The organism is Actinomyces sp. 594 (genome assembly GCF_019325145.1).
Lineage (GTDB): Bacteria > Actinomycetota > Actinomycetes > Actinomycetales > Actinomycetaceae > Actinomyces.
This window is the reverse complement of sequence record NZ_PIZC01000009.1, coordinates 75,218-99,486: the sequence shown is the minus strand read 5'-3', so window position 1 is coordinate 99,486 and position 24,269 is coordinate 75,218. Positions and strand designations below refer to the sequence as shown.

Below are 24,269 nucleotides of genomic sequence, written 5' to 3'. Positions count from 1 at the left end.
GGCTGGTGCCGCGTGGGAGTGGTGGGGGTTAGCTGGGGTGGTTGTCATGCTTTCACCCTTGCCCGGTGGTGTTGGTGGGGTGGGGTGTGGCGCGGGTGCCGATATCGGTGGTGATGGCGGTGGGGTCCAGGGTGGCGTTGGCGAGTTCGAGGGCGGTGTCGAGCAGGTCCATTGGTGCGAGGGCTGCGGGTTGGTCGGTGTTGGACACGGTGGTCAGCACGATGATGCCGGGGTGCTCGCCGTTGTTGGTGGTGACTGCTGCGTAGATGCGCTCAATATGGTGCTTGGCGCCATCCTCGCCGGTGGTGGTCATGGTGAAACCCGCCAGGGCATCCGGCAGGCCCGCAGTGGCGTGGAGTACGCCGGTCTCGGAATCGGGCGCGCCGTAGGACCAGAACTGGACCTCCTGATTGCCGCCGTCGCAGGAGGCTATGTCCGTGGCGATGTTCGCGAAGCTTCCGTTGGGTCTTGTAGTGGTCAGAGCGAGCGCGAGAGTCTCGTAAACCGTAGCATCGCTGACTTGGTATTCGACGGTGACGGCATGATCAGGCTCGGAGAGCAAAACGTGTTTATAGATGCTGGTTTCGACGCGTTTGCAGAGTACTTCCACGCGTTTTCCGGGGTAGGCGGCCTGTGTGGTTGCTCCGGGGACGTCTGCGAGGGTCAGGGCTGTGGTGGGGATCGGCTCGGGTGTGGCGGTGGCCTCCTGATCGGCGCCGCCGTGACCACAAGCAGCGACCAGGCTGACCGCCAGTAGCAGCACCAGGAACGGCGCAAGGCTATGTGCCCGGATCATGGGTAGCGTTCCTGGAACATCTGATTGAAGCTGGTGTCGGCGTTGGTTGCGGCGGCATCCATGCCGTAATCGCTGGTCGCGATATTCCGTATCTCTTTATCTGCGGCAACTCTGTCGGCTTCGTTCAGTTGTTCGTATTCTTCTGGGGTGATGAGTCTGTAAGTGCCGTCCGGCTCCTGGACGACGGCATATTCGTATCCGTCGAGCGTGAGGTCCAAGTCGGGATTTTGGTAGCCGTTGAGTCCGGCGGCGTCGGCAGCCCAAAGGAGTCTGCGCATGAAAGAGGAATATGCCTCGTCCGCCATTAGTTCTTGTTCTTCTTTCGCCTTCTCCTCGGTGTTGGCCCAGGTCTGGCTGGCTTGTTCTTTGAGGTAGTTTACAAGTGCGTCTGAGGCCCAGCCGACGCCCTTGGCTGTTCCCGCCGGGGCGTACTTCTTGGCCAGGCCGGTTAGTTCTGAGGCGGGCTTGCCGGCCAGATCTATCCAGGCCTGCGCATACTCGTCATTGGAGCGAGCCTTGTTAATGCCACCGGTGCCAATGGCGTTGGCTATGCCGCCTTCGGTGCTGCCCCAAGCATCAGCCACTTGAGCGATGTCGCTTTGGTCGCTTCCTGGGGGCAGAGAGTTGGCTTCGGCTTCGTTGACCGCTGTGCGCAGGTCGATCAGTGCCTGTCCGTCTCGGCCCACAACCGCGAGGATCGAATCCAGCGTACCGACACTGAAATAGGGGCGGTCGGTGAGTATCTGCCCCGTAACTGTGCTGAAGGCGTAGGTCGGGCTGTCGCCGCACGGGTCCGTTTGGGAGTTTGCGTAGGAGTCGACCAGGGAGTCCATGTAGGTCTCAAGGATGTGCTCAAGGGACTGGGCTCCTTCGACTCCTTGTTTGCCTCGCTCGACGCCGAAGTCGTCCCGGTTCGCTAGCGCCTCCAGGCCACGGGCGGCAATGCTGGCCGTTCCTTGCCTGTCCATTGCGACGATGGGTCCGTAGGTTGAGGCAGAGTCCAGGGCGGCGGCAATGCCGGACAGATCGCCCCTCGTATAAGGATGCTGACCTGCCCAGTAGCTGACCCGGCTGTCATCGGCAGAAAGGAACTGGTAAGAGGCGGAGGGATGGCTACCCAAGTCATGCATAATGATCGAGGGGATGTCAAAGGCCCAGCCCTCGTCGGTTTCGTTGATCATGTCGGGCAGGAAGCGTGAGGGCCCATACCATTCCCACGGGCTGGGTAGGCCGCGCTCATTAGCTGCTAGCTGGAGCTCCTCCATTTTCTCGGCTGCGCCTAGTATGAATGGACTACTGGTGCCGTTGGCGTTGTACAGGAGGTAAGCCAGGGACTCGTTGCGGTCCCCGAGCCGGTAGTAGGGGGAATCGTAGTCTAGACCTTGCGCCGCCTCTACCAGGTCGGAGCCGAACTGCTGCGCATAGTCCGGCTCCCACTGCTGGGTGGCGATCCCGAGCCCGCGCTTGAGCTGCTCGAGTGTCTCCTGGGCCAGTTCGCTCTCGGACCCGCTTACGTTGAAGGCCAAGCCGACGTGGTTCCCTACCGCCTCGGTCAGCGCCAGCGTCCCATCGGGTCCCAGAGTGCTGAACAGGGCGGCATTCACATTCTTGTTGCCGCCCCAGGTATCCAGATACTTGTTCAGGGTCTCTATGCGTGGATCGCCCTTCTCAAAGTCCGAGGTGGCGATGTCGGCGCCGAGATCCGCGATGGCCTCCCCGAGGGCGGTCTCCATCTCCTCCAGGGTGTCCGGGTCCTCACCGTTGACCTCGTAGCTAACCTCCCCGGACTCAGGCAGGTTGCCTTCGCTGTCGGAGTTGATCAGGACGATCCAATCGACCTTCGCGGACAGGAATGTCGACTCCTTCCGCAGACTCTCCACGTGCTCGGGCACATGCGCCAGCGACGACGTCGAAAGCTTGAGATCGCGACCCTCCGATGTTGTGGTGTCATAAAGTTCCTCCACGTTTTCCGCGATGGTGGACAGCGAGGTGGCCGCGGAGCGTAGATTCTCAATATTGACCTTGACCAGCGTCATAGTCTTGTCTCCTCAAGCAGGCGATGCGGGCTGGGGAAGCGAATGGCAGGTGGAAACCTGCGCGTCACTCCCAATCCGCCTTCCATGAATCCTCGCCGGGGACCTCAACCGTCTCCGGCTCCGCAGCATGTGCGTCGTAGATGTCATCTCTGTAGTCGCTGAAGGCCTTCCGGATGCTGGAGCCGAGCGTGTCAATGCCCTCGACCCAGTCATCCGATGCGGGCGACTTCCATGCATTCGCGGCCCCCTGGCAAACCCCAGTGCAGACATGCCCGGCGCCATTGGGTGGGGTCAGTTTGTAGGAGATCGAGTTGCCAACGTCCGTGTAGTGGTCATACAGGGCGTCGCGGTAGAGATTGGGCTTCGGGCCCGGGTCGTCGGCGTCCGTGTCACCGCACATGCGTGGCCTCCCAGCAGGGTTCAAGAAACGAGACTCCCGTTACCCTACCGTTTTGTTAATGCGAGTGCGAGTGCTTCAGGTCACACGGCGTGTGCTGTCTGCCTCGGCTGCTACCAAGGAGGGCAGCCAGTCACCCAGTCACCGCCCCAACACCGGGTTGTACAGCAGCCGGTTCGGCGTAGTCGGGCACTCCTCGCCCACCGCCATGGGCGCGATCAGCCGGTCCGCCCGCAGGTCCTCCAAGCGCGCCACCACCCGGTCCCGCAGCGTCCACGGGTCGATCGTGTTGAGGTAGATCTTGGTGCCGCCCTCAAAGCCCGCCAGGGTGGACACCCGCCACTTCAGCGTGATGTGCCAGGGCATCGGCTGGTCGACGTCGAGCGGCTTGTGGTGCCACTCCTCGTTGCTGGGCACATCCGCCCCCGTAGCGGCGTGCAGTGCATGCAGCAGGTCGGAGACGGCATCCACCTCGTCCCGGCTCATCAGCCACGGCTCACAGGTGGCCGACGTCGAATACACCTCCAGCGTGGGGTAGCGGTGCCCGAAGCCCGCGAATGCGACGGCGTGCTCGTTGGACGCCACCAGCAGCCCCCGGTAGGCGGCGTAGTCCACGCCCATCTCGTTGTACAGGTTCGGGTTGGCGCGCACCCGCTGCAGCTCCAGCTCCGAGGACACGCCCCGCTCGTCAATCGCGACCAGCTGCTTGTGCAGGTGATCGAAGGAGGCCCCGGCCGGGCGCAGCCAATTCTGGAACACCGCCACATACCGCACCCAGCGGTTGGCCTGGTAAAGGTCGTGGGCGGCCTGCACGGACAGGCGGACATAGGCGCGGTGCTCGGCCGGGGTGAGCGTGCCCGAGCCGGCCAGGGCGGAGGAGTCGACGGCGTCGTCGGTGAAATGCCTTCGCGCCACGATCACGTCGTGACCGCCGGCGAAGAAGGCCGCCAGGTACTCGCGGCGGGCGTCATCGTCCATACTCTCCCAGGCCTCCGGGCTGCGTCCGGAGGCGCGCAGCTTGGCGCGGGCCACCCGGGCCACGTGGGCGGCCCCCGCAGGATCGGCCAGGTAGGCCTCCATCCGCTCCCGGGCGGCGTCGGGCACCTCATAGCCGTGGTTGGCGTGCCAGTAGTCGTAGGACAGGATCTCGAACAGGTTCGGGATGCGGCGGAACTCGGCGACAGTGTCGAACAGCTCGGAGGCGGGCAGGGCGTCGATCCGCTCGAAGCCTCCGCCGGGAGAGGCCACCACCCGGGACTTCTCCGGCGGGGTCTCGGTGTAGTGCGCCGGGCAGAAGGTGCAGGCGCGCGTGCGCTCGGCCTGCGTGAGCTCGTGCACCTCAGCCGCAGGGTGGGAGATGGGGCGGTTGCCACGCCCGGGCACGGTCCACACCTCGGTGCCGGTGAAGGGACTGATCTGCTTGACGGTCCCGTCCGCCATACGCGTCAGCGGCTCGGCGGAGGGGGAGTACGGCTGGAGCATGCCCCCAAGTATCGCGCCGCCGTCGCCCTACCGGGCCGATATCGGCCGCTCACTCCCGGCGGCCCACCCCGCAGTTTCGGTGCTCAGCCCAAGGCGGAGGCTGCTGCCCAGTGCGTTACTGCGCCCGGGTGATCGAAGCCGGCATGTCGGCCTGCCTGGCGAGGAGGACGACGTCGTAGTCGGTGTGCCCAATGACGTACAGGCCCGGCCAGGAGCCGACGGCCGCGTAGTACAGGACGAGCACCTTGCCGGGCTCGTACCAGCCGATATCACCTGGCTGTGGGGCGCCGGCGCTCATGCCCGTGGTGTCCAGGTCCTGCGGCAGGGAGGCGGTCAGCTCCTGGCCGCCGTAGTCGGAGAAGCTGACCTCCAGGGGCAGCTGGGCGAGCAGGGAGCGGGTGGCGGCATTGTCATCGAGAGTCGCCTCCATGACGGTGCCTTCGAAGGCATTGCCGAGGCTGATATGGATGGGGATGGGGGACATGGTGGCCTCCGAGGCGGCGGACGGGTTGCTGATGGAGGCGTCCGCGGGGGCCGACACCTCACGGCCGGTTGCCGACGACGCCGCCGCACCGCCGGTCCGTGGGGCGCAGGCCGCCAGTGCCGGGGCACTCAGGACAACGGGCAGGCCCTGCAGCAGACGACGGCGGGTCGGCATGTAAGCGAAGCGTGACACTACTCCAGTCTACTCGCAGGCAATTCCGTCATTGTCGCGGTCTAGCGCGCTGCGGTAGCCCGGTTCGCCGGAATGGATCGGAGCGGCACCCGCCTCCCTGGCCTCGCTGCAATTCTTGTAGTACACCGAGGTGTCCTGCTGTGGCATCAGAGGCACCGGCGTCCACAGGGGCGGTTCGCGCACCCCCAATCCACAGGGCTCGAAGGGCACAGATGCGCGGGCGGGGCGGTTACCCGACGCTGGATACGCGGGCAAGCCACCCGCGGGATACGGCCAACGCCGGCCACATCCCCCGACTCTTCAAGGAGGAGACCATGAAGCACACCCTGCTGACGCTGCACAACGCCTGGGCCCTCGCCCACGGTAACCCGCCCTTCCTGCGCGGGCCGGACGGAGCGCCCGACCCGGACGGCGAGGCCGGCATGGCCACCGCCGAGTACGCGATCGGCACCCTCGCGGCTGCGGCATTCGCCGGCCTGCTGCTGGCCATCATGCGGTCCGGGAGCCTGTCCGGCATCCTGCGGGGCGTCATCGAGTCCGCGCTCTCGGTGGGCTGAGGCGGACATGTGGACACCACCGAACCCGTGGTCGAACGCGCCCGCGAGCCGCCTAGTTCACAGCGCCGTCCCATCCTCCCCGGGCCGACCACCCAGCAGCCAGGGCGGCCGTTCTGACCCGGAGGCTGCGCATGGCCGTGGCGGGCGGCAGTCCCGCAGCCCGCACGGGCGGCACGAGGCGGGCATGGTGACGGCCGAACTCGCCGTCACCATGCCCGCGGTCGCACTGGTCCTGCTGCTGGTTCTGGCCACCATCAGTGCCGGCCTCACCCAGCTGCGGGTCACCGACGCCGCCCGCGTGGCCGCCCGTCAGGCCGCGATCGGTTCAGGCGACGTCGTCGGCGCCGCCCAGCGGGCGGGCGGCCCGGTAACGGTCAGCGTTGAAACCGGTGAACTCACCTGTGTGACAGCAAGCCGCCGGGTCCCAGGGCCACTGGGCGGACTGGGGCTCACCGCCCGCTCGCGCGCCTGCGCCTACACCGAGCCCGCCTCCGCGCAGGCAGGTGTGCCATGAGGCGGGCCATGCGTCCGTTCCTCACCCCGGGCAATGGCACACGGGCGTGCGGCACGGGCCGTGCCGGGGCGCCGGCGGGCCGCGAGCGGGGTTCCGGCACAGTCATGGTGCTGGGCATCATCGCCGTCGCCCTGTGCCTGGCCCTGGGCGCCGCCGGACTGATTCAGGCCCAGGCCGCCGCCGGGCGGGCCCGCTTGGCGGCCGACCTGGCGGCACTTGCCGGGGCGACGGCGCTGAGCTCGGTGCTCGCCCCCGCCGACCCCTGCGCCACCGCCCAACGGGTGGCCCAGGCCAACGGCGCAGAACTGGGCACATGCGAGATTGACGGCGAGGACGTCACGGTCATGGTCACTGTGCCCACCCGAGTACTCGGGAATCCGCGCCGTGCCGGTGCTGCCGCCCGGGCTGGACCGGTCAACCCGCTGTGAGTGACGCGGCGGAGACGCCGTCGGCGGGAACCCCGCCCGGCTGCCCCGGTCCGCCGTACCGGTGCAGCCGCGGCCCGATCAGCTGTACCGGGGCAGCCGCGGCCCGATCAGGAAGCCGCAGGGCACTACGTCGGTGTCGGCGTGACGCTGCTACCAACGCCACCCGGCCCCGTAAATTCCCTGCGACGTCGAGCACCGGGGTGGAACGGGCCGGCACCGGGTGCCGCGGTAGGAGGGATGGGCGGGAGAAGTGATGAGAGGATGACATGGTGAATGCTGCTGCCGTACTGCCAGTGGTTGCGGCCTGCCTGACCGCCGTGGCCTCCGTCGGTGTAGCCGCCTGTCCCGCCTCCGGTTTTGCGCGGGCCTACGTGGACGGCCTGGAGCGAGCCGTGGAGAACCAGGACCAGGAGGACTCCGCGGACGCCGCCACCGACACTGTGCGCATACGCTTCCAGCGACTGCTTGACCCACTTTCACAGGGGGCGCTCGCAACGCTCCTGTGCGCGGTGACCCTGGTTTGGGGACTTGGCCACGGGGCGGTGGTCGATACGGCTCTCGCCCTGCCGGTGGTGGCCCTGCTCGGCGTGGCCGGCAGTGTCGATGCCGTCTGCCACCGGCTGCCCAATCGCCTGCTCGTTACCGCCGCGCTCTGGCTACTGGCGGTCATGGCTATACGCGCCCTGGGAAACATGGTCTTGATCGCGCCGTCAGCTGCGGAGCCGTGGACGGTGGGGCGGGCGGTGCTGTGCGCACTGGGCGCCGGGGCGGCGATCCTGGCGATGTGGCTCATACCCGCCTCCGGCATGGGGCTCGGGGACGTGAAGCTGTGCGCCCTGCTGGGATTGTGGCTCGGTTACATCGCGGTGGAGTGGGTGGTCACGGGCCTGATACTGGGCTTCATACTCGCCGGGCTGATGGCCATCGGACTTCTGCTCACCCGCCGGGCGGGGCGCAAGGACAAGCTCGCCTTCGGCCCCTACCTGGCTGCGGGCGGCTGGCTCGCCTGGCTGCTGGCTGTGGCGTGACCATGGCCTAACGCCGCACCGGGCACGGGGCGCCGGTCGCGGCCGGGGCGCCGGTCGCGGTGGGCGGGCCAATGTCACCGGCGCTCTACGCCGCCGTCATGGCGGTGGTGTTTGCGGGCACACAACCCGGGGGCGGCATGACCGCCACCGTGCGAACAGCCCCGACGGAATTACGCGGCCGCGACGTCGTCGGGGATGGCATCCAGGAGCAGGCGCAGCAGCGCGATTGCGCCGGCCTTGTCCAGCGGCTCGTTGTTGTTGCCGCACTTGGGCGACTGCACACAGCTGGGGCAGCCGGCGGTGCACGCGCACTCGGAAACCACCGCAAGCGTCGCCTCCAGCCAGGCGCGCCCCGCCCTGAAACCCCGTTCGGCGAAGCCGGCGCCACCGGCCTGTGCATCGTGCACGAACACCGTGGGCGCGAGCGTCTGCGGGTGCAGCGCCGTCGACAGTCCGCCAATGTCCCAGCGGTCGCAGGTGGCCAGCAGTGGCAGCATGCCGATCATGGCGTGCTCGGCGGCGTGCAGGGCGCCCGGCAGCTCATCCGCCTTCAGGCCCGCGCGGGCGGTGAGCTCCACCGGCACCGTCCACCACGCCGACGCCGTCGGCAGCACATGCTCGGGCATGGACAGCGGATGCTGAGAGACCACCTCCATACCCGGCAGCGCGAGCTTGTTGTAACCGACCACCTGGCTGGTGACCTCCACCGAGCCGAAGGCCCACACCACGCCGTCGGCCCACTCCTGCCGCTCCCGCTCGGCGACGATGCGCACCGAGCTCTGCTCGCGCGCCCGGGTGCGGTAGCCGACCGCCGTCCGGCGGGTGACGACGGCCGCCTCCTCGGTCAGCTCCTCCACCAGGTAGGTGCGGCCCTGGTGGATGTAGACCGCCCCGGGGTGGACGGTGGAGTCCGCGGACGCCCCGGACACGGTGCCGACGACGGCGCCGGTCGCCTCCTCCACCACGGGCACGTCCGCCGGACCGTCCCCGCGCAAGGAGGTCAGGTCCTGTGCCCGGCCCGGCAGGCTCGTGTTCCAGAACCAGCCGGTTGGGCGGCGTCGCAGCGCCCCGCGGGCGGCGAGCTCCGTCAGTAGGGACTCGTCGGGCAGGCCGAACAGGGGCAGGTCGTCGGTGCGCAGCGGCGACTCCGAGGCCGCCGCGCATAGGTGTGGGGCCAGCACGTAGGGGTTGGCGGGGTCGAAGACAGTGGCCTCCGGGGCGGCGAACACGTCCTCCGGGTGGTGGACCAGGTAGGCGTCCAGCGGATTGTCGGAGGCGATCAGCACCGCCACCCCGCGGCTGCCGGCCCGCCCGGCCCGTCCCGCCTGCTGCCACAGGCTCACCCGGGTTCCCGGCCAGCCGGCGATGATCACGGCGTCCAGGCCGGTGACGTCGATGCCCAGCTCGAGGGCATTGGTGGTGGCCAGGGCCCGCAGGCGGCCGTGGCGCAGGTCCTGCTCCAGGGCGCGCCGCTCCTCGGGCAGGTAGCCGCCCCGGTAGGCGGCGACCGTGCCCGCCAGCTCCGGCTGGGACAGGCCGAGCGTGTGCCGAGCGCGCTCGGCCACGATCTCCGCGCTGCGGCGCGAGCGGACGAACACCAGCGCCCGGGCGCCCACGCTGAGCAGGTCCACCAGCAGCTCGGCCGCCTCTACGACGGCGCTGCGGCGGGCGGCCGGGTCCTCCGTCGGGTCGGCCGTGTCCGGGCCGACGGGCGTGGCGGGCCGGGAGGCGGGGGATGGCGCCGGTGGGTGCGGCGAGTCTGCCTGGCTGGTCGGCGTCTGCGCCGAGGAGGGGTCGTCTTCCACCGAAGATGCGGTCACATCGCCCGGGTGGTTCAGGCGAGGGTCGGCGGCGGGGAAGTCACTCGCCTGCGCCAGGGCCGCCACCGAGTTCTCCCAGGCCGCCCAGGGATCCAACAGGGCCGGCTGCCACAGGGCGAGGGTGTGCTCACCGGTGGGGGCGGCGTCGTCGGTGATGGCGGTGATGGCCTCGGGCTCCGCCCCGATCAGGCGGGCCGCCGTGACTGCCGGCTCGGCCGCCGTCGCCGACGCACACAGCACCACGGGCTCGGGGCCGTGCGGGCGCAGGCGGCGCACCAGCCGCAGCAGCCGACGCAGCACCAGGGCCACGTGGGCGCCGAGAATGCCGCGGTAGGCGTGGCACTCGTCGACCACCACGTAGCGCAGCGAGCGCAGCAGGCGGTTCCAGCGCTCGTGGCCGGGCAGGAGCGAGAAGTGCAGGAAGTCGGGGTTGGTGAGGACGACGTCGGCGTGGGCGCGGGCCCAGTCGCGTTCGGGCAGCGGAGTGTCGCCGTCGCAGGTGGCGGCGTGCACCGTGCGCAGTGAGCCGCCCGGCACGCCCGCCTCGCGCTGAACCGACTCCAACTCGGTGATCAGGCGGCCCAGGGCGGCGGCCTGGTCGGCAGCGAGTGCTTTGGTGGGGGACAGGTACAGGGCGGTGGGGCGGCGCCCGTAGGCGGAAATGTGGCTATCGGTGTCTGCGCGCTGGGCGGCCAGGACCTCCGAGAGTGCGGGCAGCCAGGCGGCCAGGGACTTGCCCGAACCGGTGCCGGTGGCGAGCACGGTGTGGTGGCCGCAGTGAATGGAGTCGGCGGCGGCAACCTGATGCGTCCAGGGGCGGTCCACGCCCAGGCGGGCGTAGGCGGCGATCAGGTCGGGGTCCGCCCAGGCGGGCCACTCGCCGTGGCGGCCGGGGCGGGCCGGGGTGCGCTGCAGGTGGATCAGCCGGCTGTCGCGCGCGCCGATGCCTTCGAGCAGGTCGGTGAGGTTGCGCGCGGGCGAGTGCGGCTGGGTGGTCATGGGGCAAGTGTGCCGCAGGGGCCTGACGGGAACCGATAGCCGGGTGGTCGGGCGGGGGTGAGGTGGAGAGAGCGGGGCGGTTCCGAGTGGAGCCGTTGGGGTTGTGTAGGTTCCGGGCGGGGCCGGCGCCGGGTGGGGCCCGTCCCGAGCGACGCAGGTTTCGTGCGGGGAAGGGCCGGCCCGGGTCGAGCCGGTGCGGCTGCACACTGGAACTGTCAGGACAAAGTCGGCCGATCGTGTCTTTTCGTTGAAATCACGCGGAAATGGCGATTGGGCTGGAGATTGGTGATGACGCTCCAGTGTGCAACGAGGGCCTCGTTGCACACTGGAGGTGTTCTGCCGCCGAGGCTGTTTCAGTGAAACCGCGGAATCGCACGGAATTGGGAGTCGGCGTCGGAACGGTTGCGTGCAAGTCGGAGCCTTATGGGCATATACGTGATCGGCGACCGCGAGGCATGGACGCGATGCCGCTGCTTCCGCGATCTCGGTGGTGCTCTTCCGAGTCGCAGCTGGGTGCCAAGCCTTACTCATGAGCAGATTGCGTCCCGCGCCATCCCGGGAGGACCTCGTAATCATGGGGTTGTCGCGAGTAGGAGCATCTTGCTAGCATTTTACGAAAGTGTTAGCAGGAGGCTGTCATGGCAGATGTTCTGGTTCGGAACCTGCCCGATGGGACCCACCGGGCATTGAAGGCGCTGGCGAAGTCGCATGGTCGCAGCATGGAGGCCGAGATACGGCAGATCCTGGGACGGGCTGTTGCCGCGAATGACCGGCCCGGCCTTGGTTCGCTGCTGACTTCGATACGCGACGAGGTCGGGCCTGTGGAACTCGACATGGATCGTGACGACGCTCCCTATGTCCCGGTGGACCTGTCGTGATCATTCTCGATACGAATGTCATCTCCGAGCCGTTGCGTAGTGCACCGGAGCCGGCGGTTGTTGAATGGCTCGATCGGCAGCCTCAGGAGTCGCTGTTCGTGACCGCCCTGACGCTTGCCGAGTTGCGGCGGGGTGTCTTGGCCCTGCCGGAAGGGCGACGACGAGACACGCTCCAGTACCGATTGGAGGAGACGCTGCTGCCGTTCTTCAGTGACAGGGTCCTTCCGTTCGATGATGCTGCCGCAAGCGCGTGGGCGCAGTTGCAGGCGCGGGCAGCCGCCAAAGGGCGCCCCCTGCCGGTGATGGACTCCCTTATCGGGGCAATCGCGTATGCCCACTCGATGACACTGGCCACGCGGAATGGGCGCGACTTCAAGCCAATGGGATTGAAACTCATCGATCCGTGGACGGCATGAGTACCGGTTCGGTTGGCGCCTCAGACGGCATCTGCCACGATTACCGTATGCGCATCGAATCGCTCGGCTCGCTTACCGAGGCGGCGCTTGCCACAGCCGCTGACGGGGCCGTCTACGGGCGCGGCCCAGGCCTGGTGGACGCGGTCGGCGAACTTCGAATCGCTGACGGCGCCCGGGCGGCGGCGCCCGCACGACTTCACAACACCACCCGCCTGCGCAAGCAGCTGGAGAGGAACATTGACGACTCCAGCGGCGTGGCAGTCGATGTCTGCCAGCGCGCCGTGAGGCTCTACGCCCGCGCCTGCTGCGCGAGCCCGCCCGCGCCTGCTGCGCGAGCCCGCCCGCGCCTGCTGCGCGAGCCCGCCCGCGCCGGGCAAGCTTGGGCGCTAGCTGGCTAAGTTCCGCCTGGAATCCTCCGGGTGGCCCTCGCTCACCCTGGCGGAGTTCCTGCCGGCGCTGGGGAACGAGGGCCTGAACGTCTGCCGGCGTGCGGCGGCCAAGGCGGAGGCGGCAGCCGAGACCGAGGGGAGGAGCCCGGACTTTGAGCTGAAGCAGATGCTGCTGGAGCTAGCCGATCACGACGGCGACGTCGACCGCGCCGTCCAGCTGCTGAGCCTGGGCGAGCACGCCGAGTACGGGGCGATCGTCGAGCGGCTGCTTGCTGCGGGTCGCCGTCGGGAGGCAATGGCCTACCTGGACCGGGCGGTCGACGAGGGGTGCGTGTCCATGAGCAACCTGGACTACTGACGCAGGCGAGGTGGCGGGTACTGGATTGATCTGCTGCGTGCGGCCGAGCTGTACCGCGAGGGCGGGCGCGACGAGGACGAGCTGGACATGGTTCGCGCCCTGTTCCGTCGTGCGCCCGCGCCGGAGATGCTCGACGTACTCACCACGGTCGGTGGCTGGACGGGCCGGGAGGATGCGGAGCGGGATGAGGTGCTGGCCGCGGCTGCCGACGGCGTGGCAGGCGGCGGGGCGACGGAGTCTAATGATGCGCTTCGGAGGGAAGCCGCGTGGCGGGGGCTGGTGTGCGGCCGGTGCCGGGGCGCCCGGCGCGGGCCGTTGGGTTGTGAGGCGGGGGTGACGGTCCTTGGTGCCCGGGGCCGTCTACTACGCCGGTTAGGGCTTTAGTACGCCGGTTAGGTGTCTGTTGAAGGGCTCCGGAGCCTTCAGCACAGGTCTAACAGGCGTAGTAAACGCCGAAGGGGCGTACCCAACACACTCTGCTGCCCCGCAGCCTCAGCACCGGCAGACCGTGGCGTCGCGGAGACCCGCACCGTCAATCGCCACACCCCCAAGCCGGAAGAACCTGGTTGGCCAGAGGGTCCGGTCAACACCGTCGTGCACCTGTTCTACGGCGTCGGTGGGGATCCCGGGCGGGTTGAGTCTTTCCGAACCGGATCGAGATCACCAGCCCGGGAAGGTTTCAGGGGCCGGTGAATCCCGCTGATCCGGCCTCGATCAGCCGGGATCCCCGGGCCACCCGGAGGGCGGTCAATAGCGGGGCGGGCCGCATATCAGGCAGCATGAGGCCTTCCGACGCCCTCCGGGCGCGCCTGCCCTGCTGGCGTCGGTGAGAGCCCAAACCCTGAGAGGAAGAACGTGCCACACATCGTCACGCAAGACGGAACCCGGCTCTACTACGAGGACTTGCCCGCCAAGGAATCGGGCGCGGCGGAGGAGACGCTCCTGGTGATCCACGGCCTGGGCTCCTCCCACTATGACCTGGCGGAGTTCATCAACGACCTGAATCAGGACTACCGGGTGGTCTTCTACGACCAGCGCGGGCACGCCGATTCCGACCGCGCCCGCATGCACCTGAACGTGCGCACCCTCGGGCAGGACCTGAACGACGTCGTCGAGCAGCTCGGGCTGGACGGCGTCACGGCCGTCGGCCACTCCATGGGGGCTGCCGCCATCTTCAGCTATGTGGGCCAGTATGGAACCGGGCGCCTGCGGCGCATCGTCGCGGCGGACATGTCGCCGTACCTGCGCAACGACGGCTGGAAGGGCGGCATCGGCAGAGGCGAGTGGACCGATGAGGACTTCCACCGCGATCTGGACCGCCTGTTCGACGACGGCGGCTACGGTTCTTGGTACATCGCCAAGACCCTCATGAACCCGAAGCTGCAGAACCTGCCGGCCGACCAGGAGGAAGAGGCCATTGAGGCGATGCGTGAGTCGGTCGACCCGCTGTCCTTCGCTGCTCTGTGGTACTCGCTGTTCCGCACCGACCAGCGCCCGGTGATGGACCGGATCGACGTGCCCTTCCTGTATCTGATGCCCGAGATCCCGCTGTACTCGACGGTGAACACCGATTACATACGCGCGCATGTCACCGGCGGCTTCACCCTGGCCGACGACTTCCCCGACACCACGCACCTGATGCTGTCGGAGGCGCCTCACGAGGCTGCCGCCCGCGTGCGGGCCTTCGTGGTGGGCGACTAGCAGGCGCTGCAGGGAAGGCTTCAGTCAGGCGTCTTGGAATGTCGCGCGCAGGTGGCCGCGCCGACGTCGCTTGGCCGAGGCGGACCGGTAGACGTTCGCCTTGCCGGGACTATTCCGCGGTGGTGATGGTGATGCGACCGCCCAGGGCGCGGACCACCCGGGCGACCGTTTGGAAGGACGGATTGCCAGTGTCGGATAGGGATTTGTACAGGGACTCGCGTCCGACGCCGACCTGCTCCGCTATCCCGCTCATGCCCTTGGCGCGGGCGATATCGCCGAGGGCTGCTTGAAGCAGCTTGGGATCGTCCTGCGCGGCGGCCTCGTTCAGGTAGGCGATGATCGCGTCGTCATCGTCCAGGTAGTCGGCCGCGTCCCAGCGTATGAGGCTCATGTCCAGTCTCCTGTTCTCCTGAGGTCCTCGAGTATCGTGCGTGCCTTGCTGATGTCGGCGCGTTGGCTTCCTTTGCTGTCCCCGAGGAGCAGATCGTATCCTCTGAGATACGGTCTGTCATGTCGTCGCCTCCCTTCGATTCGCATCGCGGCCACAGTAGGTCTCGTCTCTGACGTGAATTAGACCGGGATCGCTGTTGCACTCGTGCTGAGTCGCCCGAAGGGAGATCCGTCGGCGTGGCTCCGAGGAGCTGGAGATCTGGCTGGGGAACTATCGGCGAGCACGGTAGCGCCGCCCCGGTGCCTGGTACTCATTCGGCCCCGCGTACCCCTTCCAGCAGGGGACTGGCCTGGCCGGACCAGGAAATGGCCAGTTGGTCGCGGGCGCGCGTGGCGGCCACGTACAGCAGCGAGCACTCGCGCAGCAGCGCATCGTCGTGATCGGCCTCGGAGTACTCCTGCTCCCGCAGGGACCGGGGAATGGCCTCCACGGACACGTCGAAGAGCAGCACTTTGCGGAATTCCAGCCCCTTGGCGCGGTGCATGGTCATGACCACCGGCCGGCCTCGGCCGACGGCCTCGCGGTCCACGGGGCGCACCTCCACGCCTCGGTGCGCCAGGCCGGTGACGACGTTGTCCCGCTGGTAGCGGTCGCGCACCAGGATGGCGATGGACTCCGGGGCGCCCGCCCCCGAGTCGCGGTCCTCCTCGAGCCACAGGTTCAGCAGTGCCGCAGCATCATCGAGTTCGGCGGCATGGTCCTTGGCGTGTAGCAGCAGCGGGTCGGGCCCGGAGCGCGGGGACACATAGTGGTGCTGCTCCGCCTGGCCCTCCAGGTCTTCGAACGTGCCGCGTTCCAGGATCTCGAAGGCCAGATCCAGGTTCTGCCGGGTGGTGCGGTAGTTGCGCGTCAGCCGCCGCGACCTGCCCCGCACCTGAATGCCGTAGTGACTGAGCGTGATCTTCTTGCCGTAGATCCGCTGGTGTGAGTCCTCCGCCAGGAACAGGTCATCGGGCCCGGGCTCGACCAGCGCGCGCAGCAGCTGCAGGTGGGCCGGCGTGAGGTCCTGCGCCTCATCCACCAGTACGTGCCGGTACGGCCGGGGCACTCCGCGCTCCGCCTGCGCATCCAGCCAGGCGGCGGCAAGCGCCAACAGCTCGGCGAAGGAGGCGACGCCGAGCTCGGCACTGCGGTCCCGATACTTCTCGATCACGTTCCACACGGCTGCGCGCTTGTGCCGGTCCAACGCCACGCCTCGGCCCGGCCGCCGGATGCGCAGGTACTGCTGGAGCGTGGTCACTCGCTGCGGCAGCACTACCAGTTCGTACTCCGACTCCAAGAAGTCCTTGGAGCGCAGGTTCTCCGGCAGGTCATCGCCGGTCAGGGTCAGGGCGTCATCCCACAGGTTCTTCCGGGTCACGGCCAGCACGTTCGTGCGCCGCCTGCCGAGCACCTGCGAGGCGGTGTCGGCGATGGCGTCCCCGGCCCGCTGGAAGATCGCCCGGGCCACCTTGTCCAGTCCGCTGACCATTAGGCCGGGCTGTCCCACCTGCTCGGTGAAGTTGAGCGACGGCTCGAGCTCCGCCACCTGCCGACGCAGGTCGTCGGCCAGGTTGCGCGTGTAGGTGGTCAGCAGGATGTGCGGCTCCTGCCCGGCTGCGGCGTCACGCCTGGCCAACTCGACGGTACGGTGCACGGCGACGACGGTCTTACCCGTCCCGGCACCGCCGGAGATACGCATCGGTCCGTTCGGGCGACTTTCCACCAGTGCTCGCTGCTGGGGGTGGAGGAAAACCTGCCACTGGGCGAAGGTGAGTCCGTCGATGGCGCGGCGCAGGTCCTCATCGTTCTCGATCCAAGTGAAGGAGGAGCGGGCGGCGCGCGTGCGCAGTCCCTCGATCAGCTCCGAGTCGGAGGAGTCGGCGGCCACCTGCTCCGGGCGGCGCAACTGGAAGTCATCGCGGACGTCATCGATTGTGGAGCCCGTGGCCAGGGCAAGCAGCGCCTCCCCCTGCCAGGGCACCTCCGCGGTGGTGGCCAGGTCCAGCAGCTGGGATTCGCGGGTGGCTGCCAGCGCAGCGGCGGCGAGCGTGACGTCGATGCCGAGCTCGTCGCGCAGCACCTCGATGCTGAGGCCCTGCGGCCAGGTGGGGGCGGCATCGCGACTGGCGACGACGACGGCGTCCTCCAGGACCGTCGCCGCGGCATCCGGGGCAGACGCAGCGGCGGCCCCTGTTCCTGCGGCGGCCCCGGCTCCCGTTGCCTGACCGTCCTGCACCGCCCCCGAGGTCGGGTGCGCAGGCGATCCCGACGCCGCGGCGGAAGCAGCGTCCTGACGCGCCTGGGCGTTGGCGGCCTGGAGGCGGGCGGCCTCGCGCGCGATCTCCGCGGCCTCACGCTGGGCGGCATCCAGCTTGGCCTGCGCCTCTCGCCGGGCCTGCTCGACGGCGTCGGCCCCCTGTGCGATGGCGTCCTGAATCCGGGTCACCTCGGTGATGCCGTTGGCGGGGTTGATGCGTACGGTGACGGATTCGGCGATCTTGATCGCATCGTCGTGTGGCCAGATGCCGTGGAAGACATAGACGGGCTCGGCATCCGCGTTCAGCTCGAACAGCACCGCCCGGTAGAAGTCGGTCACCCGGGCCGTACGCACGCGCCGGTCCCGAGCATTCCGGATCGGCTCCACATGCAGACCGGCGCTGGTGGCGTCGCCGGCGAGCTTGTTCAGGAACGGGCCGATCTTGGCTTGCAGTGACGGATCCTTGGCGGTCGCGTCCTTGACCTTGCTGCTCGGCCAGACGATTGCGGGCATATCAGTGTTCCTTCAGGAGTGCGGAGACTTCTGCGGCGGTGGCTGCGGGGTCATCCCCGGCGACGACGGCCCGCCAACCGGCCGCCTGCAATACTGCCACGTCGCCTTCGAGCGGCTGGTAGACGACGGCGACCCGCTGCTCCTTCCACGACAGCTCGGTCATGACGCCGTCGGCGGCCTCCTGCCCCTCGCCGTCGCGGGCAATGCCGGCCCGGGCCAGGTGGGGCAACAGGGCCCGGACTTCCTCAGCCATGAGCGTGGTGTCAACGGCGTCCCAGCCGAGCTCATGCATGGTTTCGACGGGGACCCCGCTGCCGCTGACGGCGGCCTCGGCGGCGGCCCGTTCCTGCAACTCGGTCAGGGCAAGGGAGGTGGTGGTGATGGTGACGGGCGCCTGCGCCAGGGCGAGCACGTTGCTGAGTCGCAGCCAGGTGCGCCAGGACTCGGCGTGAACCGGAGAGGCCAGGGCCTCCTCGGAGTCGTCGAGCACGAGCGCCATGCCGGTGGTGGCGGTGCCGGTGAGCTGTATTGCCAGAGACAGGTGATCGGCCACGAACACCGAGCAGGAGGTCTGGGCGGAGGTCGTGGTCGGTTCGGGGAGACGGCTGCCGGGGCGCAGCGCCCGCAGCGCTTCCCACAGGGGGTCATTGTTAGGACTGGTGGCGGGCGCATACCGCATGGCGGCGCCCCCGGCCAGGGGCAGGTGACGGGTGGCGCCGAGGATGAGCGGGCTCCAGACGGAGTCGGCCAGGGCGCTGAGGGCCGTGCCGGTAGGGCCCTGACCGTCGGCGTCGTCCAGCAGCATGGTCACCAGCAGCTCCATGGGGCCGCCGCGCCAGGCGGTCAGGGCCTGCTCGGTGACGGCGCCCGCACGGGTGGGGCGCGGCATCCCGGTACGCAACTGGGTGACGGCGGGATCGTCGAGCCAGATGGGTTCCCATGCGTCCGTCAGGTCCTCAAAGCCCAGGGAGATGACCCGGTATCCGTGTGCGCGCAGACGGGCCCGCTTGGCGGCGTCGTCGGCGAGCCGGTTATGGGACAGGCTGGCGTGGTAGCCGCGGCCGTCGGTGTAGACCGCGATGGGAGAGCGCCCCAGTGGCCGCTGGCAGGTGAAGTCGGGGCGGGTGCCGTGAGCGTCGAGCTGCGGCCGGATGCGCCAGCGGCCACCGTCCAGGTCGAGCGCGGGCGCGCCGGAGGGGCTGGCCACGGTGGTCACGTTCATGGTCTTGCTCAGTCGCCGCGCCAGCACGGTGCGGAAGCTGGCCTCCAGGGGACTCTCGCCAACGCCGGCGTGTACCGGCTCATCGGTCACCGCCCAGGTGGGCACGTGCGGGTCGAGGTCGGTGAACAGTTCCTCCTCATCCATGCCCAGCAGTTGCCGCAATGCATGCAGCGCGGCAGCGCGGGTCACTCCGGCGGATACCGCATGGGGCTGCAGGCAGCGGTGGCACATGGCGGCGTCCTCACCGCGGCACGGACATTCCTCCAGGTGCCGGCCGGTGGTGACGATCAGCTCCCACAGTCGTTCGGGGCCGTCGAAGTCCGTCAGGTAGCCGGTGCCGCCGGGGACCGCGTCGTGCAGGAGCAGGGCGGGGCGGGTCTCCCCGGCCTCGCCGTCCGCCACCGGGTAGGGGACGGAAGTGATCGCCAGGTGGTCGGGGGCGCCGCCGGTCAGCAGCTCCAGGCCGAGCAGGATTGCGGAGGCCAGGGAGGTCAGGCCCTCCCGGTAGCCGACCAGCCCCACCGGGAGCACCAGGGCGATGGCCTCGGTGGTCAGCTCCCGCATCAGGTCCACCTGGATCACGTGCTCCTTGGGGTCGGTGCGGTGCTCGCACCAGGGCCGGTGTTCGGAGGGGCTGGAGACGCCGGTGTCCGTGTCGAGCTTGCCGCAGGCCTCGCACAGTCGGAAGTCGCGGGAGGAGACCGGCAGGGAGGCGACCTGGTCCACGGCCTGCCCCGCCAGGGCCCGCCCGGTGTTGAGCCAGCGCAGGGTCAGGCCCCGGTAGCGGACCAGTCCGAAGCCGGAGGCGCTAACGCTCCACTTGCGCTTGACCCGCTCCGGGTTGAAGTCGGCCAGGGGAAGCACCTCGAAACCGGTGCGGATGCGTTCCTCGCTGCCGTCCCCGATGCGGGCGTCATCCTTGGAGACGTCGGCGAAGACCCGGTTCAGGCGCAGCACCCTGCGGGCGCGCCCCACATCGGCGATGGCGGTGTCATGGCAGCGGGGGCACTGCGCGGGGGCGGCGGGCACCTCCTCCTGCGGGGGCCGGACGTCCACGTAACCGCAGGCCTGGCAGCACAGCCACCACTGCGCCTGCCCACTCAGCCCGGAGCCGTCAACGCCCTGGATACCCATCTCCATGCCGTGGGTGTAGAAGGTGGCGCCGGGCGCGAACTCGCTCAGGGCGTGGGCGGAGGGACGGTCGACGTCGTAGGGCTCGGAGTGGAACTCGTCGTTCTCCGGGTTGCGCCAGGACACCCGGGCGGACAGGCGCACCGTGTCATCGATCAGGGCGTAGTTGGGCAGCACCCCGTGCCGTTCCAGGGCGGAGATCCAGTGCTCCTGCTCCAGGTCCACCAGGCGGGCCTTGATGGCGGTTAGAGTGCCTTCGGCGGCGCGCAGGGCCCGCTGGTCCTCCTCGGTGGGATTAGGCCGCTGCGTGGCGGCCCGCAACTCGGACAGGGCGTCATCGACCTGCTTGCGCTGGCGGCGCAGCTGCTCGGCCTCGGCCCGGTGCTCGGCCACGGCCCGCTGCAGCATATCCCGGGGTCCAGCGCCGTCGTCGTGCCGGATCCAGGCCTCCAGGCGGGTCAGTGCCGGGGGGCGGTTGGTGAAGGTGGCGGCAAAGCTGCGCGCCAGGATCGCCCCGTCACGGGAGATCCGCTCGCATACGGCGCCTATGAAGGAGTCGTCGCCCCCGCTCAGGGCGGTGCGGGCGTCGCCGCTGCGCCCGCCGGAGGGCACAGCGGGGTGATTCTCCCGGGCGAGCACGTCGATCACGTAGGCGATGAACTGGGGGCGAAGGATCTCCTCCGCCCCCAGGTAAGTGGACGGCGGCCTGACCGATCCGTCCAGCAGGCTGGCGGGGTCCTTGAGCCGAGGCAGCTGCTCACGCCTGCCGGGCACATACGCCAGCGCCAGGGCGGAGCCGTTGCGCCTGCCCGCACGTCCGACCCGCTGCACGTAGGAGGCGACCGTGTCCGGCAGGGAGCCGAGCATGACGGTGGACAGGTCCCCGATGTCGATACCCATTTCCAGGGTGGGGGTGGCCACCAGCACGTTGGGGTCGCCGGGCCTCTGTACGGGGCGTTTGAAGCCGGCCTCCGCGGCGGCGCGCTCCTCGGAGTCCAGCAGTGAGGTGTGCTCGTGGGCGTCCACGCGCCGCACATGCGCCCCGGCGTACATGTCCCGGTAGAAGCTCTCCGCCTGGTGCGCTCGGGCCTCAAGGGTGCCGGGACAGTCGGCGGTCAGGCAGTGGGCGCCGTCGAGCTGGTCCACGGTGGCTGCGGCCGCCGGCAGCTGGCTGCGGCAGGTGTCGCACACCAGGAGCAGTTCCTCCCCGGTGGCGTCGTGAAGCGGGGAGACGATGACGCGTTCGGCGGGGATGCCGTAGACGGTGCCGCCGGTGTTGGTTGTGGTGGCGGAAACGATCTCCGCCTTGGCCAGGCCGGCCAGCAGGGCGCGGGCGAAGCGGGCGGCGTGCGTGGGGGTGACATGCAGGCATTTGCGGGTCCAGGTGGCGTACCAGGACTGCGGGGAGCCGACGGGCACGAAGGCGGAGCGGCGCGTGTCCAGACTGCCGCCGACCTGGGGGAAGGCAGGCGCGGTGCGGCCTGCGGGGAAGGCGGGCTGCCCCTGGCGCCGGTTGCGCTTGTACCAGATCCACAATCGCTTGCCGTCGTCGCGCTTGTAGCGGGTCAGCCATTCGTGGTCGATGGCGCCGTCGCGGCGCATGTGCTCCAGCGTGCCGCGCACCCAGGCGAGCAGGTCCCTGTCACCGACGCCGTCGAATCCGGGCAAGGTCTGCTGCTCGCCGCCGTCCTCACCGATGGCCGCGCGGGCCAGGCGGTTCAGGGCGCCGGCGCGTCCGGCGGACACGTGCACGGTGACGGAGCCGGTGGCCTCCAGGGTGCGCCCGTAGGTGGACTGGAGGCCGACTTCCAGGGAGATGTCGAACAGGAGCCGACGCCGCACGTAATCCCGGGCGGTGCGCCGCCTGCGGGCGGTGGCCTGCGGATCCCAGTAGGGCTTGAAGCGCTCATGCTCGGCCAGGGCGGAGGGCACCAGCCGGTAGCGGTCGAAGGCGCTGGCATCGGCGGCGTCGAGGGCGGCATCCGCCCAGGCATCGATCGGCATGTCCGCGGTGAGTGCGCCGCGCAGGGCGGAACGCAGGCTCATGGTGTGGGAGCGCTGGTCCACGAATCCGGCCCGGTGGGCGGCGTCCTGCACGGAGTCGGTGAAGATCAGGGCACGCTTCTCGGCGTCGTCGAGGGCGTCATCGCCGAACAGCGTGGTCAGGGAGACCGACAGGAGCGTGGCTACGGCGGAGCCGAGGAAGCGGATGGAGTCGGTGGCGCCGCAGGAGGGGCACTCGTCGTGGGTGGAGCCGTCGGCGACGGCACGCTCGTCCCCGGTGAGGGTGAGCACGGGCAGGAAGCGGCCCTCCCGGGTTTCCAGGTCGGCGTCCTGCGGCGGGCGGGTGAGTAGTTCGCGGCCGTCCACGGAGTACCAGCGCAGGCCGGGGTGGCGGGTTTCGGGGCTGAGGTCGCCGGCGTCGAGGCGGGCGCGGTAGTCGGCCTCCTCGCCGGGGGCGTGCAGTAGGGCGCGGAAGCGCGTGTCCCCCAGCAGGTGGTCGCGGCGGATGGTGGACTGGTCGTGCTTCTCGCCCTGCCCGGTGGGGGCCAGGACAATGCCCCAGCCGGAGCGGCCACAGGAGCGGCAGTATACGGCGGGGCGGGCCGGCACGTCATCCTCGGTGGGGGCGGGGGCGTCGTCGGACCAGCTGAAGGCGGCGCGGGTGTCCAGGGCCCGATCGACGCGGGTGACCTCCCTAATCCACATGGTGACCTCCACGCCGACGGCGCTACGGTCCGGGGTGCCGTTCAGGCCGGCGCGAATGGCGGATAGTGCCGCGAGGATGGTGGCCAGGGCCAGGCGGGCGGTCTCCGGATCGGGGGCGGGGCCGAACAGGCGGTAGGCGAGATCGCTCAGGGCGGTGGCGTGCTCGGCGGCGCGGATCAGTTCCACCACGTCCGGGTGGGAGTGCAGGGCGGCTGCGAGTACCGGGGCGTCGGGGAGCGCCTCGAACGGATCGGCCGGATCGGTCGGGTCAGCCAGGGGCGAGGCGAGGGCGGCGCCCGGGCTGTCGGAGTCTGGGGCGCTGGCGGCGTCGGGACGCCGGTACAGGGCGGTGACGGTGTCGGCGAGGAGCGCGGCGGGGTCGGTGGCGCCCGCACGAGCGAGGTCGGCGAGCGCCTGGAGGGCCGGCCCGGTGAGGTTGCGTAGGCGGACGGGCTCGCCGAGTGCGCCGGCGGGGATGGCGGCGCGGCGGGAGACGGACCACTGCTCCAGGTTGGCGCGGGACTCCAGGACGACGGCGTCGGCGGGCATGTCCACCCCGAACACGTCGCGGGCGAAGGCGAGCATGCGGGTGGGGTCGCCGCCGTCACCGAGGGTGGCGGAGGTGGCCACGGGGCAGACGGGCCCGAGCGGGGAGGCGTCGAAGGCCTGCCGGCGCGGGTCGTCGCCGGGCAGCAGGTCGCGCAGGGCCAGGCCGAGGCGGCGCAGCAGCATGGCCACGTCGGTGCCCTGGGCGCCGTCGTAGGTGTGGAACTCGTCCAGCACCAGGTAGGTGAGGGAGGCGGCGGAAGCCCGCCACAGTTCGCGATCCTCGGGGCGCAGCAGGAGCTGATCGAGCATCTTGTAGTTGGTCAGCAGGATATCCGGCGGGGACTGGCGCAACTGGCGCCGCTTGGTGATGAGGGAGTCGGCGGTGACGCGGCTGTGGTCCTGGGCGGTGTCGCCGGTGTAGAGGCCGGCGGTGACGCCGGCCAGGGCCGGGTCGGAGGCGAGCAGGCGGGCGAGGCGGGCGGCCTGGTCGGCGGCCAAGGCGTTCATCGGGTAGAGGATGAGCGCCTTGATACCGGTGATGCCCTGGGAGCGGGCGCGCAGCACGTGGTCGAGGACGGGGTGGAGGAAGGCCTCGGTCTTGCCGGAGCCGGTGCCGGTGGTGACGATGGTCGGCTCGGGGCGGTGACCGTCCTTGGTGGTCAGGCGCCGGTAGGCGTCTTCCTGGTGCCGGTAGGGGGCGAGCCCGGGGTCCCAGTCGAGGGCGTCGGAGCGGGCGCTCGCGGGCAGGTAGGGCAGGCGCAGCCGCACGTAGGGGCCGACGAAGATGCCCTGCTCGGGGTCCTGGAGGAAGTCGGCGAGGGCCCGCCGCGGCTCCGCGTCCGTGAGTGCGAAGTTGGTGGAGAGGTAGTCGACGATGGAGCGGCGTATGCGTTCGGCCTGGAGGCTGGGCAGCAGGAGGGACATGGGTCAGCCTCGCGGGCCGGAGGGGCGGGGGAGGGGGCTGAGCCCGGCTTTGGGGG

19 protein-coding genes are annotated in these 24,269 nt (G+C 69.6%); 9 read left to right on the top strand and 10 right to left on the bottom strand.

The window, feature by feature from the left end; genetic code table 11:
- Window positions 1-52 precede the first annotated feature (52 nt).
- The 6 genes from GZ998_RS00960 to GZ998_RS00935 all read right to left on the bottom strand — a co-directional run bounded on the left by GZ998_RS00960 (window position 53) and on the right by GZ998_RS00935 (window position 5,534).
- Window positions 53-796: a hypothetical protein gene (locus GZ998_RS00960; RefSeq protein ID WP_219108421.1), complete on the bottom strand. Its 744-nt coding sequence runs from the start codon at window positions 794-796 to the stop codon at window positions 53-55.
- Window positions 793-2,832: a hypothetical protein gene (locus tag GZ998_RS00955; protein ID WP_219108419.1), complete on the bottom strand. Its 2,040-nt coding sequence runs from the start codon at window positions 2,830-2,832 to the stop codon at window positions 793-795. Before GZ998_RS00955 ends, GZ998_RS00960 begins: the two co-directional genes overlap by 4 nt.
- 64 nt (window positions 2,833-2,896) lie before the next feature.
- Window positions 2,897-3,232: a hypothetical protein gene (locus tag GZ998_RS00950; protein ID WP_162679004.1), complete on the bottom strand. Its 336-nt coding sequence runs from the start codon at window positions 3,230-3,232 to the stop codon at window positions 2,897-2,899.
- Between the two features lie 138 nt (window positions 3,233-3,370).
- Window positions 3,371-4,711, bottom strand: coding sequence for a DUF4921 family protein (locus GZ998_RS00945; protein WP_161924946.1), 1,341 nt, complete (start codon window positions 4,709-4,711; stop codon window positions 3,371-3,373).
- A gap of 115 nt (window positions 4,712-4,826) precedes the next feature.
- Window positions 4,827-5,387, bottom strand: coding sequence for a cyclophilin-like fold protein (locus GZ998_RS00940; protein ID WP_202616209.1), 561 nt, complete (start codon window positions 5,385-5,387; stop codon window positions 4,827-4,829).
- Between the two features lie 9 nt (window positions 5,388-5,396).
- Entirely contained in the window at window positions 5,397-5,534 is a 138-nt protein-coding gene (locus GZ998_RS00935; protein WP_161924945.1) for an excalibur calcium-binding domain-containing protein, read from the bottom strand.
- Window positions 5,535-5,701: 167 nt separating this feature from the next.
- Here GZ998_RS00935 and GZ998_RS00930 point away from each other — a divergent pair, with 167 nt between their 5' ends.
- The 4 genes from GZ998_RS00930 to GZ998_RS00915 all read left to right on the top strand — a co-directional run bounded on the left by GZ998_RS00930 (window position 5,702) and on the right by GZ998_RS00915 (window position 7,914).
- Window positions 5,702-5,944: a DUF4244 domain-containing protein gene (locus GZ998_RS00930; RefSeq protein WP_161924944.1), complete on the top strand. Its 243-nt coding sequence runs from the start codon at window positions 5,702-5,704 to the stop codon at window positions 5,942-5,944.
- Window positions 5,945-6,128: 184 nt separating this feature from the next.
- Window positions 6,129-6,458, top strand: a complete 330-nt coding sequence (locus GZ998_RS00925; RefSeq protein WP_219108417.1) for a TadE family type IV pilus minor pilin — start codon at window positions 6,129-6,131, stop codon at window positions 6,456-6,458.
- Between the two features lie 8 nt (window positions 6,459-6,466).
- Window positions 6,467-6,886, top strand: a complete 420-nt coding sequence (locus tag GZ998_RS00920; protein WP_219108415.1) for an Rv3654c family TadE-like protein — start codon at window positions 6,467-6,469, stop codon at window positions 6,884-6,886.
- Window positions 6,887-7,152: 266 nt separating this feature from the next.
- Window positions 7,153-7,914: an A24 family peptidase gene (locus GZ998_RS00915; protein WP_219108412.1), complete on the top strand. Its 762-nt coding sequence runs from the start codon at window positions 7,153-7,155 to the stop codon at window positions 7,912-7,914.
- A 170-nt stretch (window positions 7,915-8,084) separates the two neighbouring features.
- Here the strand turns inward: GZ998_RS00915 and GZ998_RS00910 are convergent, their stop codons facing one another.
- The gene (locus tag GZ998_RS00910) at window positions 8,085-10,733 is read right to left on the bottom strand and encodes a DEAD/DEAH box helicase (RefSeq protein ID WP_219108411.1); all 2,649 of its coding nucleotides are present in this window, start codon (window positions 10,731-10,733) and stop codon (window positions 8,085-8,087) included.
- 638 nt (window positions 10,734-11,371) lie between these two features.
- Between GZ998_RS00910 and GZ998_RS00905 the strand changes: the two genes are divergently transcribed.
- The 5 genes from GZ998_RS00905 to GZ998_RS00885 all read left to right on the top strand — a co-directional run bounded on the left by GZ998_RS00905 (window position 11,372) and on the right by GZ998_RS00885 (window position 14,475).
- Window positions 11,372-11,611, top strand: coding sequence for an Arc family DNA-binding protein (locus tag GZ998_RS00905; RefSeq protein ID WP_162678997.1), 240 nt, complete (start codon window positions 11,372-11,374; stop codon window positions 11,609-11,611).
- Window positions 11,608-12,027 carry a type II toxin-antitoxin system VapC family toxin gene (locus GZ998_RS00900; RefSeq protein WP_162678996.1) on the top strand — a complete coding sequence of 140 codons (420 nt, stop codon included), beginning with the start codon at window positions 11,608-11,610 and terminating at the stop codon, window positions 12,025-12,027. Before GZ998_RS00905 ends, GZ998_RS00900 begins: the two co-directional genes overlap by 4 nt.
- Complete coding sequence (locus tag GZ998_RS00895; protein ID WP_162678995.1) at window positions 12,024-12,425, top strand: hypothetical protein; 402 nt, start codon at window positions 12,024-12,026, stop codon at window positions 12,423-12,425. The genes GZ998_RS00900 and GZ998_RS00895 overlap by 4 nt, the downstream gene beginning before the upstream one ends.
- Before the next feature lie 157 nt (window positions 12,426-12,582).
- Complete coding sequence (locus tag GZ998_RS00890; protein ID WP_161924938.1) at window positions 12,583-12,774, top strand: hypothetical protein; 192 nt, start codon at window positions 12,583-12,585, stop codon at window positions 12,772-12,774.
- Window positions 12,775-13,629: 855 nt separating this feature from the next.
- Window positions 13,630-14,475, top strand: coding sequence for an alpha/beta fold hydrolase (locus GZ998_RS00885; RefSeq protein ID WP_219108409.1), 846 nt, complete (start codon window positions 13,630-13,632; stop codon window positions 14,473-14,475).
- A gap of 109 nt (window positions 14,476-14,584) precedes the next feature.
- Here GZ998_RS00885 and GZ998_RS00880 read toward each other — a convergent pair whose 3' ends face one another.
- The 3 genes from GZ998_RS00880 to GZ998_RS00870 all read right to left on the bottom strand — a co-directional run bounded on the left by GZ998_RS00880 (window position 14,585) and on the right by GZ998_RS00870 (window position 24,213).
- Entirely contained in the window at window positions 14,585-14,866 is a 282-nt protein-coding gene (locus tag GZ998_RS00880; RefSeq protein WP_219108407.1) for an addiction module antidote protein, read from the bottom strand.
- A gap of 310 nt (window positions 14,867-15,176) precedes the next feature.
- Window positions 15,177-17,678, bottom strand: a complete 2,502-nt coding sequence (locus tag GZ998_RS00875; protein WP_219108405.1) for a UvrD-helicase domain-containing protein — start codon at window positions 17,676-17,678, stop codon at window positions 15,177-15,179.
- A 1-nt stretch (window position 17,679) separates the two neighbouring features.
- Window positions 17,680-24,213 carry a DEAD/DEAH box helicase gene (locus GZ998_RS00870; RefSeq protein WP_219108403.1) on the bottom strand — a complete coding sequence of 2,178 codons (6,534 nt, stop codon included), beginning with the start codon at window positions 24,211-24,213 and terminating at the stop codon, window positions 17,680-17,682.
- Window positions 24,214-24,269: the final 56 nt, after the last annotated feature.